Source organism: Desulfobotulus pelophilus (assembly GCF_026155325.1).
In the GTDB taxonomy this organism is placed as follows: Bacteria; Desulfobacterota; Desulfobacteria; order Desulfobacterales; family ASO4-4; genus Desulfobotulus; species Desulfobotulus pelophilus.
Map to the genome: position 1 here is coordinate 1 of NZ_JAPFPW010000005.1, position 13,835 is coordinate 13,835.

A 13,835-nucleotide genomic window follows, 5' to 3' on the forward strand; every position below is an offset into this window, starting at 1 on the left:
TTCTTGCCTTGAGGCTGCTTAAAAAAATCACGCTTCAGGTGACATCTATCTTGACACCTACCGGTAATTTATATTCAATTTGATGCTTACCTATTGAAGCGCAACCGTCTAAGCCGAGTAAGATGGTATAAAAAGCGTCAGTCAATGAATCATCCACGATTCCTTTAACTACATCCAATTGCTGTGCTTCAATGCCAGCTTCTTTCAAAATAGTTAAACGAGATATATCTGAGTCTTCTGAAAAGTAGCCTTCAATTAGCTGACGTTTGAGCTCAGAGAACTCATTCACAAATTCCTCTGAAGATATTGAGATTTTCACTTTTGTCACCATTCCTTCAAAACACATAACGCTTTGTACACCGGCCCAGCTGCGGCGTGCCAAAATGTGGTAAAAGAGCGCAGCGACCGCATTTTGGTGCGCCGTAGCTGGGTCCGCGTGCTGCAACTTGTTAAGTGATTTCATGCCCAATGTACTTCTACATGTTTATTATTGAAGTCCGGATCTTCTTCGTTTCCTTTAACTTCACACCACATCGATTCTGGAAGACCTTCAATTTTTATCTTCTTACCATTCTCAATGACGCCTCCTAGTGCTTGAAATTCGATAAAACGATTTATCATTTCATGTACTGCTCTAGCGTGCTCTTCGGAGACGTCATGAACACTAATGTCTGGTCGTGCAAAAAGCCTTAACCCTCGAGTGCGGTACCATTTTTTGCCATTTTCTTGGGAAGATACCAATATTGTGGTGTGCTGAAACGGTTTTGCCTCTTTTGGAAAAAACACAGATTCCCGCCATTCAGTTGGGCTCCACCATTTAAACCGCTGCGGCTCATATACACAAACGCCACCGTTATCAAGAAAATAGGTTACCAACCCCACAATGTTGCGTAGGTAATCCAGGGTTTCCTGATCTTTGATTTCTGTACGGATGACCATGCAACTTGATGCTTTTTTTATAGCTTTAGCCAATTTGGAGTCCATTCGGCATATTTCATTCCAAAGATAACCGGATCGAAATCCGTCTCTGTACTCTGGCGAGGCCCCGTCATGGTACTTTGCAATATCTGTATTATCCGGAACCTCAGTAAAATTGTACTTGGATGCTGAAATACTTGCCCCATTTTCAAACTCTCCGAAGAGGACGAAGAATGAGAATGCCTTTTCTTTAGATGGTAGAAAATATCTTCGATTCCAATTCATATAGTTTCACTTAACGATTTGTTAAAGGGTCGGCTTTAGCCGGTCCCAGTGAGCGAAGCGAACGGTTTGAACTTCTTGTTAGGCATTGCTTGGTCGGAAGTCTTCAAGCGACTTGGGAAGGTAGCCAAAAATCCGTACCACATCCCCTGAGGCCTCGTGCTCGAAACCAATTTCTCTTAGTTTTTTGAGAATCCATGGTGAGTGGTCAATTACCTCGTTTTTGATGAGGCGGCCCCTTGGCCTCTCTTGACGCAAGCCGATATCGAACCACTCAACGCCCATGAAGGGGAACGGTAGGTGATACCACCATTCGGTGTCCCAGCTTGAAATATGTCCATTTATCCATTTGAAACGATATGAAGGCCGCCACTCAACCTGCTGCCGCATAAAAGTTATTAATTCGTTCCACTTGGTATTGTTTGCTGCGCCACACAATCCTCTTCTAGCAACAGTTGCTCGAATATTTTCTTTTTCTTCAGATGTGCCGGTATCGGCAAGCAGCGCCTTGTTATGCATTAAGACTTCCTGCCTTCGAGGCTATTCTCTACCTGGCTAGGGGTAAATAACCTTTTTGGTGTATGATCGAAAAATCTCATATGATATGCTGAAGACCTTTTAGGTCTAATCCTAACCCAAGGATCTTCTATTTCCTCTTCTGAAAACAGCGCTGGAAAATTGGGGTCAATGCTGGTCGAATCTATATTTATATCGTCCGACTTAATCTCTTGAAGCTTATAGCCGTTAGAGTAAACATGGATCGCAGTAATCTTTTCAGCTAATGACTTGTTTAGAAAAGGGAGAAACATTGCATCATCAAGGTCTCTCAAACTAATGACAGGAAAAAACCTAATAAAGCTGCTTTTACTGTAACTTATCGGTAAAAACTCTATTTCTTCTCTTCCTATAGATGACCCTGAGCCTACAGGAGACCACTTCTCATTCTCATCATCGGCTTCTTCAGTTTTATCGTTCGTCTCATCAAAGTCTATATGCTGCTCCCATTGACCCGATCCGATACCATATTTAATTCCAGCACGTTGCTCGGTGAAATCCGCTTCCTCATCATCTCTCATTCGATTTGATTTATCAGAAGCTCCAAATAGCATTGATAATATCTTATGTTTCGGTTCTTTAAGGGTTAGATAACAGAAAGCTCGAAAGTGCCCTATTTCATCCGCACTATATTTTTTATCAAGCTCAAAAGATACTGTTAAGCTAGCGATTGGATCATTTGACTCTTGAAGAAAAAGCACTCTATTTAGTGTTCCTTCTACTTTTTGAAAACCTGATGAGATAACAGATTGAATGTCATCCCCCCAGCGAGAGAAGAAACTAGCTTGTTCTTCTTCAGAAAGGGTTATGTTCAAATATTGAAATCGAATTGAAAAACCATCAGGACTATCAAGAACAATTCTGATTCTTTCCCGGTCATATATATCACAAAACAGGATCCCTTTATCCTTCGCGCTTTCAATAAGAGAATCTTTTTCTCCAATTGTGAGATTAATATTCGTAAAAAAAACAAAAGCCGTTAGGCTAGAGTCTGCGCTGATTGCATTTTCTAAGTCATCAGAAAACTTTTTCTTTATTGTTTTTTTCTGTTCATCTGAATCATTGCCTTGATTAACAAATCCGACTGCGCCAAATGCAGTTTGCTCGTCTCGATATACAGCTTGAATGTCGCGACCACCATCAGGACCACCTCTTGGATGCCGTGGTCTTACATCAGAAAACCTCTTGTCATTAGCAAGAACAGCGCGACACATTTGCTCCCTGTGAAGCTGATTTGTGTCTAAATAGCTTTTAAGTCTCTCATCAGTTTGATACGACAATATTAAACTTCCTCAATTTTATGCATAACGCCGCGTTAAGGGGTGAGCAACGCAACGACTAACTTACCGCATTGCACTAAAAACTAATAAAATCAATGCATAACGAAAATGCTACGCGTTGCGAATCCCTCTTGAACGCTTTGTTAGCTGATAGACTTGAAGAAATCCGCCATTAGATTCCCCATCAAAGAGAATGGTAAAGGCCTTACACCTTCAAGAAAGTACTGACCGAAAGATTTCTTTTCACTATCTGCAAATTTCGGCACCGAGTTTAACGCATTCAAGCCTTTTTGAGTCAGAACGATACGGCATACACCACTAATAAAAGATTGTTCGATAATGATAAATCCTTCTTGATTCAGCCACTTTATCGTTGCGTGACAAGTGTGAAACAAAGATTGAGAATCTAGATCATTCTCTTCATTTTCGATGAAATAGTCCCTAACTCGATCCGCAATATCATTTGGATCTACGACAACTAAATTTGGGAATTTTTCCAAACTAGTATGCATAATCTCTAAAGCAGCACAATTAAAAATGTCTAAGTTTCTCATCATCATCCTCTTCAGCTAACGGGGCGGCGGATCAGCTGCAAAGCCGTAGGCAAGCTTGCTTGCCGGAGGATTTGTCTGCTGAATCCGCGTGATGGTCGGCGCGGAGCGCCGGGCAGCATGCGGATGGTATACGCCGCCCCGATGGCGCGGCGCGAAGCGTCCGCGCCATCAAGTTATTGTGCTGATCCGTATAACCTTCAGATCTCTTTGAAATCAGCCAGGTCAATAGGCACAAGACCATAAACTTCTATCTGGATAACACATCATTTTGTTTGTTAATTAGAAAACCATACAACTCCGGACTGACGGTTTTAAAAGTATTTTTCACCAAAAAACAGAAACCTCATTTTTGATCCATAAAACACTCTTCCTCTGACTACAAGTTTTCTTTTTCCGGGTATCATCCTGCCGCAAGCCTGCTTTCCCCATGCTATCCAGCTCCGGTTTTATTCCAAATCCAGATCCTGAGCCGATACAAAATCCATGACTTCCTTCCACCATGGGAGATTCGGGGATACGGGCATGGCATTGTGGCGTGCACCGTCAAAAATCCAGAGCTTTTTTTCCATACCAAGGGACTGGTAGAGCCGTTTTCCATGTTTGATGGGAATAATCTCGTCTTCTCCCGCAAGAAGAACCGCCACCCTGCCTTCAAAGTTTTTCAGGTTTTCCATGCTGTTGTATCTATCTTTTGCCAGCAGGCGGGCGGGAAGAAACCAGTAATGACTCTGGGCAAGATCCGGAAGGCTGTCCCAGGGGAGAAAAAGAACTGCACCTTTGACGGGAATGTCCGTTTTTTTCAGGGCCGCTGCCACCACGCCGCAGCCTAAGGATTCGCCCCAGAGATAAAGGGGACCGCCATAGGATTCATGGGCAAGGCGGATGCTCTGCAGGGCATCTTCCACTAAGGTTGTCTCGGAAATCTTGCCCCTGCGGCCGCCATAGCCCGGATATTCGGCCAGAATTACCCGGAAGTTATGTCTGGAAAGGGCTGTGGTGTAAAATGTCCTGTGCCAGGCGGACCCTGCATTGCCGTGGAACAGAAGTACGGTTCCGGCCGGTTTATCAGGCTCCGGACTGGCGATGAAACCACGGTATTCCTTTTCTTCTGGCCAGTGGCGAAGACCCTGAGTGATTGCCTGTTTCGGTGAAAGGGCCTGTTTGTCCGGCATATAAAGAAGGCTTCTCTGCATGGCAAAAAGCAGAAGGCAGAAAAGTACATAACCCGCAAGGATATACAACACTATTTTTTCCATCACGACTCCAGAGAATTTTTAAAGTCAGGGGCAATGGATTTTCATCCCGCGGATCGCTGCCTGTCCGGAAGGGAAAAGGAGCCGTCCGCTGAGGATGCATGGTCACCTTCCATGCAGGGGCTAAGGGTGATGCCCCCTGTTTTGAAGTTTTCCGCCATGGCCTCACTGCCTGTCATGGTCAGGCCCCTTATTTCCATGCAGGGCATATCATCGTTGTCCAGAAAGGAGATGTTGCCTAAAAGCATATGACTGCTGCCGTTTTCCGCTGTATAAATCAGTCCCTTTACCTTGTCCGGAGTAAAGGATGAAGTCGTAAAAGAATGGGGCAGATGAAGGGACTTCACATGGGTGGGCAGGCAGACGCTGCCCCTGCTTTCAAAGCCGAAGAGGCAGGCCAGTTGCATGGCACTGTCCAGAATCAGGGATAATGGATCGGGATGGGCCTTGAGAACTTCCGGAGCAAGGCTGGCTTTCATGCCATTATCTCCCATGATCTCAATTTTCTGCAGTACCTGATAGGCTCTGCCGTGGAAAAGGATCTCATCATATACGATCCGGCAGTCTCTGGGATAGGACCGGGGATGGATGAGGACAGGGGATAGCTGGGGGCGGACACTGCCGGAACGGATGGTGCAGCGCATCCGGGGGGTAGCCGGTTTTCTTTCCAGAGATACCAGCGTCCGCTCACGGCCTTTTTTTTGCACTTCCAGAGGAAGAAGGCTGTCTTCATTCAGAATACAGCCCTTTAACAGGCGAAGATCCTCAAGAATCCGGAAGTCAGTATCCGGATTTGGGCGAAAATCCGGCCTTTCTTCCTGACGCAGGATTTCACAGGCAAGGGAGGCAAAGGGAACCACTGCTTTGCCTGCAATGCTGTGGTCCGTAAATTCAGGCCGGGTTCTGACGGAAAAGATGCGCAGGGTTTCAGGCGCACTGTCTGGGGTTTTCTCTGTTTTCAGAGTTTTTTTTTCCGCCTCCCTGCCTGCTGCCAGCAGTACTTCAGGGTCATTGCCGGAAAGAATTTCGTGGGAGAAGGCTTCGCTGCCCTTATCCAGAGGAATCAGACCCACACCCTGTCGCTGAAAGTGCCGTGCCAGAGCAGGGGTGACCATGCCCCCTTCCCAGGGGCCCCAGCAGATGGATAGAGCCCGGCAATTTTTGCGTGTGAGGTTTTCTCTCCGGGCGAGGGCGTTGAGAACGCCATTGGCCATGGCATAGTCCGCCTGTCCGGGATTGCCCTCCAGACTGGCAACGGAGGAAAAGAAAATCATGGCCTTCATGGGCATATCTTTCAGTGCCTCGGCCATATGCTTTGCAAAAAGGGCTTTCACGGAAAAGACTTTGCTGAAATCCTCTGCGCTTTTATCCACCATGGCCTTATCCGACAGTACACCGGCTCCGTGAACCCAGAGGGAGGGCAGGGTATTTTCTTCCTTTAGTTTTTTGAAAAGCCCTTCAATGGCATCCGGCTTTTCAAGGTCCATGGAAAGGTAGCGGGCATCGCAGCCAAGGCTTTTCATTTTTTTGAGGGTGTCACGGATGGCGCGACCGTTTTTTATCCGGTTGAACTCCGTATCCAGCTCTCTGGGCGTGGGAGTTTTTTCTGCAAAATGGTGGCGCAGCAGGGCTTTCCGGATGTCTTCTTTTTTCTGGATGCCGGACAGCCAGAGGGGTTCGGGGCCGGGTTCCGGAGATCGGCCCGTAAAGAGCATGCGGCAGGGCCAGGAACGGGCCAGAGCTTCCACACAGGCTGCTGTTACGCCGTAGGCTCCGCCGGTGATGAGCATGAGATCGTCCTTGGCAGGGGGCGCAAGGGCTGGATTCTTTTCTTCGGCGGAACATTCCTTGAGAAGGGGGGTGCGGATGTGGCCTGAGGCATCGCATCCAAGGATCAGGGGGCCACGGCTGAAGAGGAGCTTTTTCATCAGAGGCTCCGCTGCGCCTGCTTCTCCGGAAAGATCCGCAAGGCGAAGGGCCATATCCGGCCATTCCTTCTGCAGGGTTCTCATGAGTCCTGCAAGGCTCTGGGTTTCAGGGGAAGCGCTGAAAGGATCACTGGACCCAAGGCTTCCGTCACTCCGGGTGATGATGCAGAGGGAGCAGGCCTTAGAAGATGCAAGGGCTTTTTTGCCCCATGACCCAAGAAAGACGAACAGCTTTTGCAGGGCTTTTTCATCGTTATGGGCTGCCCATGGCACAATCAGGCTGGGCTGAAAGGAGGCGAGGGCTTCTTCGGCACGGCAGAGTTTCGGAGTTTTTCCGATGAGGGATTGCTTTATGGGAAAAAGGCCTGTTTCATCGCAAAAGTCCTGCAGCAGAGCCAGAGAAGCGGGAATGTTTTCATCCTCAGGATCAAAGGCCTCCCAGTGGATGGTGCTTCGGATAAGGGAGATTTCCTCCGCAGACGGCTCTGTGTCAGCGGAGGACTGTCTGCTTTCTGAAGCTGGGGAAGCTGTTTCCTTTATTGCAGTGATGGGAGAAGGCAGGTCTTTTTCCGGTGCAGGATCTGAAATCAGAGCTGCGATGGCCTGCACGCTGCGGCACTCCTGCAGGGTTTCTGCGGGAATCGTGGCCAGAGAGGGATAGATGCCTTCCAGCTCCGAGAGAATTTCTACTCTTTTGATGGAGTCTATGCCCAGATCCGCTTCCAGATCCATGTCTGCCTGAATCATCTCTTCGGGGTAACCCGTATGGCGGGCGATGATGGAACGGATCGCTGCGGCGGCATCTGCAGGAAATACATTTTCCTGTACTTTATGGCTGTTATGGGATTTTTCATGGGTTGGCTGTGCATCCGGAACCACAAGGGCCGCTATGGCGGATATGCTGCGGGCTGTGGCAAGAATTTCCTGGGCCAGGGTGGCGAGGCCGGGATAAATGCCTTCCAGTTCGGAGAGAATTTCCACCCTTTTGATGGAGTCTATGCCCAGATCTGCTTCCAGATCCATGTCTGCCTGAATCATGTCTTCGGGGTAACCCGTATGGCGGGATACCAGCTCCGTGATGACAGGGATGGGGGATGCGCTGGCTGGAGATGTCGTGCTACTGGTTTTTTCCGGTACGGAAAGGGAGGCCGGAGAATGGTCTGTCAGAAGATCGGCAAAGGCCTGTAGGCTGCGGGCTTCGGCCAGTACTTCCGGTGCAAAACCGGCCATGGCCGGGAAGTGTCCTTCCAGCTCCGAGAGAATTTCCACCCTTTTGATGGAGTCTATGCCCAGATCCGCTTCCAGATCCATGTCCGCCTGAATCATGTCTTCGGGATAACCCGTATGACGGGATACGGTGCTCACCAGAAGGGACAGAATGTTTTTTTCCTGCTGGCTGGAATTTTCCATGGTCTCAGGGGCTCTGGCTGCGGCTGCCTCAGGGACAGGTCGCGCCGGAACCGGGGGAGCCGGGGCGGGATCAGGTGAAAGATTTCTGGCCGGAGTTGAAAGATTCTCTGCAACAGGGGCAAGGCTTCCGGCTTCGGAAAAGGGTTTTTCAGGGTATTCCTGAAGGGAAAATCCTTCGCCCCTTCCCATGGAATGGACCAGTCTTTCCAGTGTGCGGCCCGCTTCGGACTGCAGGGATAAAAACTGTTCGTGGGCACGGGTGGTCTGTTCCTGAAGGGCTTTCAAGGTTTGGAAACCTTCCATCAGAACCCTTGAATCCATGGGGGTACCTCGTTTCTGTAAAGTCTCAGTGGGTCTATGGGGGAGGGAATGCATGGCCACATCAACAGAATCTTGACGGGTGCCGGCCGGAGTTGTCGCAGCAGCAAGTTGTCGGGTGGATGCAGGTGCCACATCTGCAGAATTTGTATGGGCCTCTGCCGGGGTCTTTGCTGCTGGTTCAGGCCGGTGGATTGTTTCCCTGCTCCGGGCAGGGGCCAGATTCTCAGCGGAAAGGAGTCTGCTGTCAGCTGCCCGTAAAAGGGGCTTTTTTTCTGCGGCCTTTTTCCCCTGTTCCGGTTTGATATTGGCTCCGGAAAGCCAGATGGTCATCCGCCGCTCCGGGTTGGGCGGTGGCTCCGGGATGCCGGACCAGTCCACTCCATAGCCAAGGGCAGCCAGCTGGCAGAGAAGAATGAGAAGATCCATATCTCCTGAATTTTTTCCGGCGGAAGCATCCATGGCAAAACAATGCACGGATTCCTGTTCCAGAATGGCGGAAGCAAGGCCAGTGAGAACATTTTTAGGGCCTGTTTCCACAAAGGTGCGCACACCTTTATCATAAAGATATTTTATATTGCTGATGAAACGAACAGGAGAAAGGAGCTGGGAAGAAAGGGTCTGGCGGATGGCATCCCCATCCTTTTCATAGGCAAGGCCTGTGCCGTTGGCCATGACTTCCATGGAGGGAGCTTTGGGGGTGATGCCCTGCAGGGCCTCTGCAAAGGGTTTGGCCGCATCTTCCACAAGGGGGCTGTGGAAGGCGGCGGCAACGGGCAGCCTTATTCCCCTGATTTTGTGGCTCTTCAGCACCTTGGCCGCATGATCCAGAGCCTCTTTTCCACCGGAGAGCACGCACTGGGAAGGGCTGTTTTCATTGGCCAGCACCACATTCAGGTTTTCTTTTTCAATGAGGCTTTTCAGGGTTTCCACATCAGCCCGTACGGCCATCATTGCGCCCCGGTCCCTTGGGTCATCGGGGTCACCTGCCATGTAGCGGCCCCGGAGGACGGAAAGCTGCATGCATTCCGTTTCCTGAAACACACCGGCGCAGCAGAGGGCCGGGAGTTCTCCGTAACTGTGTCCGCATGTGGCATGGGGACGGATGCCGAAACGTTCCAGTATGCGGGCCATGCCAAGGCTGACGCAGCCGATGGCGGGCTGGGCCAGATCCGTGGACCGCAGGGTTTCTTCCTCTTCTTTGCCCTCACCTGTAAAGGGATGGATAAAAGGGGAAAGGAGATGTTCTTTGCGGTGAGGGGCAGCGTATTCGGCCAGAGTGGCATTCCCCAGCTCAAGGCTTTCCAGCATTTCCGGGAAAATACAGGCAAGGCTTTTTCCCATGCCGGGATACTGGCTGCCCTGTCCGGGAAAGAGAAAGGCAAGTTTTCCGGGCGACTCCCCTTTGCCGAAAAAAATCTGGCCATGCTGGCCTTCCTTTTCTTCCCCGATAATGGCTCTGGCTTCTTTGATGGTACCTGCCATATCCCCATCTTTTTCCAGAAGGAGCAGCAGACGAAAGCTGTGGGCGGAGGAGAAATCTGATCGGGAACGGCGGCAGACTTCCTGCAGCATCCGGGGTTCCTTCAGTTCTGTTTTTTCCAGATCCGCAAGCTTGTGAAGAAGGGTATCCGTGTCTGGGCCGGAAACAGAGAAGATATCCGTATGAAAATCCCAGACCCATTCGTTTCGTTTTTTGCCATATTCTTCCAGCACGGCATGGTAATCCGCTCCGCCAAAGCCAAAGGCACTGACCGCGGCCCGACGTGGGCGGTCTTTTTCTGTCGTCCATGGCATGGCTTGGGAAAGCATGCAAAAGCCGGAGGAGGGAATGTCCAGATCCGGATCCGGGGGAAGGTGTTTCAGTGCCGGGGGCAGCACCTTGTTATAAAGGCAGAGTACGATTTTGATGAAACCAGCCATGCCCGCTGCGGCTTTGGTATGGCCGATGTTGGCCTTGACGGAGGAGAGAATGCAGGGCCTTGTGTCCCTTTCTTTGCCGTACACCGCCTGCAGGGCCTTGAATTCCACGGCGTCGCCCACACGGGTGCCGGTGCCGTGGGCTTCCACCAGATCCACGCTGGAGGGATGAAAGCCAGCCTCTTCACAGGCCTTTTCCAGGGCACGAATCTGACCTTCCGCTCCCGGTGCGTAGATGCTCTGGCTTCTGCCATCGCTGGCCGTACCCATGCCCTTGATGACCGCATAGATACGGTCGCCATCTTTTTCGGCATCTTCAAGGCGTTTGAGAACGGCCATGCCCACGCCTTCTCCCAGTACGGTGCCGTCGGCCTTTTCGGAAAAGGGTCTGGCATCGCCGGAGTGGGAAAGAACGCCGGTCTGGGCAAAGCACATGTGCATGAAAATATCGTTTAAGGTATCCACGCCGCCGGTGATCACCATGTCGGCTTTGCCCGTCTGCAGTTCCAGCACAGCCATGTGTACGGCGGCAAGGGAGCTGCCGCAGGCCGCATCCACAACGCAGTTGCTGCCCCCAAGGTTGAGGCGGTTGGCAATGCGTCCGGCAATGACATTGCCCAGAAGACCGGGGAATGCATTTTCCTGCCATGCTGTATGACCGGCCGCCATGCGTTCCATAATGGCGGTCTGGATATCTTCCGGGATTCCTTCGGCTTCCAGTGCTTCTTTCCACAGGGGATGGCTGAGTCGGGAAGCCAGCGGCACCACCAGCTCCTGAGTACCCGTGGCACCGAGAATCACACTGGTGCGGGAACTGTCATATTCCCTCTGCTGGGGGTAGCCTGCGTCATCTAAGGCGCAGCGGGCCGTGACCAGACCCAGAAGCTGGGATGTATCCGTCACTTCAAGGAGATTGGGCGGAATGCCAAAGGCGGATGGATCAAAGGGATAGGGAGAAAGATAGCCTCCCCGGGTGCAGTAGGTTTTGTCCGGCGCACCGGGGGAGGGAGTAAAGTAGGCTTCCCTGGACCAGTGACTTTCGGGAACCTCACCGATGGCATCGAGGTTACGGAAAATCAGCCGCCAGAAAGCCAGCCTGTCCGGTGATTTTGGAAAAAGGCAGGCCATGCCGATCACGGCCAGATCACAGGGTTTGGATATGGAAGAAGGGGTCATGGAATATCCTGATCCTCTTTAAGACATCATGGGTTCAAGGGTGTTAAGGCCCAGTGGTGAGAAATTGCCGATATGGGCCGGAATCTCCGGATACTGGGCTTTTAGCATGGAGAAACGGGTAAGGGTGGCGGCTCCGGCCAGAAGATTGAAGGCCACGGTGCGGATGCGGCGTTCGGATACCTCCTCCAGAAAACTGTTTTTGGTCCAGGCATTGAAAGCACCCATGGCCGGGCCGCACCAGACCTGATAATCCACCTTGCGGTCCGGATTTCCCTGTATGGCCCAGAGGGAGGCCTGACCGAGATAGGAGCGGAAGAGCAGGGCCATGTGGTGGCGGGGATCTTCTTCGGCCCGTTTCAGCTGGGATGGATCCCGTTCCATGAAAAAGCGGCGGGTGGATTCCCATTCCTCTGCTATGCTTTTCTGAAAGATCTTGTCTTCAAGGAAGCGGATGGCATCCTCCGGCAGGGCTTCCATGGAAGGATACTCCCTGTAAAGGGTGTAGAGTTTCTGCGCCCGTAAGGCAAACATGGTTTCCCTTTTCAGCACCTGCACCCTGCCACCCATCTCAAACATGTCCGCCGCAGCGGTCATGGTGACATCGGCCTGTCCGCAGCGGGCCAGCATCTCCCGCACCGTATCTGAGGTGCCGGATTCCACGCAGGCCTGATGGACGGAGCCCACCAGTATATAATCCGCTCCCAGAGCAAAGGCCGCCGCCGCAGAAGCCGGAGTGGCAATGCCGCCCCCAAGACCCACGCAGGGGATGTGGACATACTCCCTTGCAGCCATGGCCGCATCCCTTGCCGCTTTGATGGCGGGAAGAAGGGCCATGGCCGGACGGTTGTCCGTATGTCCGCCGGAATCCGCTTCTGCCGTGATGTCATCGGCCATGGGAAGTAAGGCCCCGAGTCGGGCTTCATCTTCACTTAGCAGCCCTTGGCTGAGCAGTTGCGTAAGAATTTTCTCCGGAGGGGGCGCAAGGAATTTTTCAGCAATTTCCACCCTGGAAACCTTGGCTATGATGCGGTTTTTCGGCAGGGGACGGCCCTTTTCATCCGCCGTGACGCCCCTTACCCTGTACAGAACAATGGCCGGGGTCATGCGCATGAAGGCGGCGGCACAGACGCTGGTGATGCCGGATTTTAGATAAAGTTCCGCAAGGGCCATTTCCCCTTCCGGGGAGCCGGGCTGGTGCAGAAAATTAAAGCCAAAGGGAAAGGGGCTGGATTCTGCCGCTTTTTTCAGGGTGGCAATGGCCTTTTCAATGCGGGCAAGGGTGCAGCCGCCAGCCCCGAAAAAGCCCATGCCTCCGGCCCGGCCCGCTTCCATCACCATGGCTTCCGATGTGATGCCGTTGGCCATGGCTCCTGCTATGTAGGGGTATTTCAATCCGTGTCGCCGGAGAAAATCCCGGCTGCCGAGGTTTTCAGGCGGAAGGGGGGGAACAAAGGCAAGAAGAGGCAGTGCGTTTTCACCGGAAAGGACACCTCCCAGAATCGCCTGCCCGTATGTGCGGAGCTGGGGTTTGCCGTTTTCTCCCAGCACAAGAAAAAGGGGACTGCGCAAGGCGAGCAGTGCCGTTTTTGGATCGTTTGTCTCAGGAAAGGCTTTATCAGAAGGGCCGGGTTGCCACCAGCCCATGGAAGAATTTGTCATATCTGTTGTCATTCACTATCCATAAGAGGCTGTTTTGGCCTGATTGCAGGTTGTTATGTGCTCATCCTGTATTCCTCATGCCCGGTATGCCTGTCTGTCTGCTCACCGATGAGTGAAAAACCCTGGGAACGATAAAACTGGTACCCGGCTTTGTTGGCTTTATATACGGATAAGGTCAATCTGGGCCTTTGTTGTCTGGCATGCAGCAGCAGCTGTTTGCCCATTCCCATGCCCTGAAATGGAGGGGAAATAAAAACAGCCGCAAGCTCATTTCCGGAAAGGGCATAAAAACCTGTTATCTCCGAGTCTTTTTCAAAAACGAATACCTCTGAAGAAGGCAGGTGGACGTGGCGCATGTTGTCTGTCTGCGATTCCCAGAATGAGGCTTCCATAAAATCATGGGAAGCTGCGGATGCGGACAACCATATATCCAGAACCCTGTCCATGTCCGATTCACAGAATTTCCTTATCATTTCAGATCAGATCCCTTACATTTTTCATATGCTTCCATCCTGCACGCTGTCTGTATTTCAGTACCATAAACCTATACTCTATACCCAAAGGGAGGAAGACTGTCAAGGT

General features: G+C 51.3%; 9 protein-coding genes. All 9 read right to left on the bottom strand.

Annotated elements, in window-relative coordinates:
* Positions 1-34: 34 nt before the first annotated feature.
* Complete coding sequence (locus tag OOT00_RS05735) at positions 35-463, bottom strand: hypothetical protein (RefSeq protein WP_265424358.1); 429 nt, start codon at positions 461-463, stop codon at positions 35-37.
* Complete coding sequence (locus tag OOT00_RS05740) at positions 460-1,203, bottom strand: hypothetical protein (protein ID WP_265424359.1); 744 nt, start codon at positions 1,201-1,203, stop codon at positions 460-462. The genes OOT00_RS05735 and OOT00_RS05740 overlap by 4 nt, the downstream gene beginning before the upstream one ends.
* Positions 1,204-1,281: 78 nt before the next feature.
* Positions 1,282-1,719: a DUF6678 family protein gene (locus tag OOT00_RS05745; protein ID WP_265424360.1), complete on the bottom strand. Its 438-nt coding sequence runs from the start codon at positions 1,717-1,719 to the stop codon at positions 1,282-1,284.
* Positions 1,719-3,035, bottom strand: a complete 1,317-nt coding sequence (locus OOT00_RS05750; protein WP_265424361.1) for a hypothetical protein — start codon at positions 3,033-3,035, stop codon at positions 1,719-1,721. The genes OOT00_RS05745 and OOT00_RS05750 overlap by 1 nt, the downstream gene beginning before the upstream one ends.
* A 143-nt stretch (positions 3,036-3,178) precedes the next feature.
* Positions 3,179-3,595, bottom strand: a complete 417-nt coding sequence (locus tag OOT00_RS05755) for a hypothetical protein (protein WP_265424362.1) — start codon at positions 3,593-3,595, stop codon at positions 3,179-3,181.
* Positions 3,596-4,035: 440 nt separating this feature from the next.
* Complete coding sequence (locus tag OOT00_RS05760) at positions 4,036-4,845, bottom strand: alpha/beta hydrolase (RefSeq protein ID WP_265424363.1); 810 nt, start codon at positions 4,843-4,845, stop codon at positions 4,036-4,038.
* A gap of 41 nt (positions 4,846-4,886) precedes the next feature.
* Positions 4,887-11,594: a type I polyketide synthase gene (locus OOT00_RS05765; protein WP_265424364.1), complete on the bottom strand. Its 6,708-nt coding sequence runs from the start codon at positions 11,592-11,594 to the stop codon at positions 4,887-4,889.
* Between the two features lie 18 nt (positions 11,595-11,612).
* Positions 11,613-13,265, bottom strand: a complete 1,653-nt coding sequence (locus tag OOT00_RS05770) for a PfaD family polyunsaturated fatty acid/polyketide biosynthesis protein (protein ID WP_265424365.1) — start codon at positions 13,263-13,265, stop codon at positions 11,613-11,615.
* A 41-nt stretch (positions 13,266-13,306) separates the two neighbouring features.
* Complete coding sequence (locus OOT00_RS05775; RefSeq protein ID WP_265424366.1) at positions 13,307-13,726, bottom strand: GNAT family N-acetyltransferase; 420 nt, start codon at positions 13,724-13,726, stop codon at positions 13,307-13,309.
* Between the last annotated feature and the right edge of the window lie 109 nt (positions 13,727-13,835).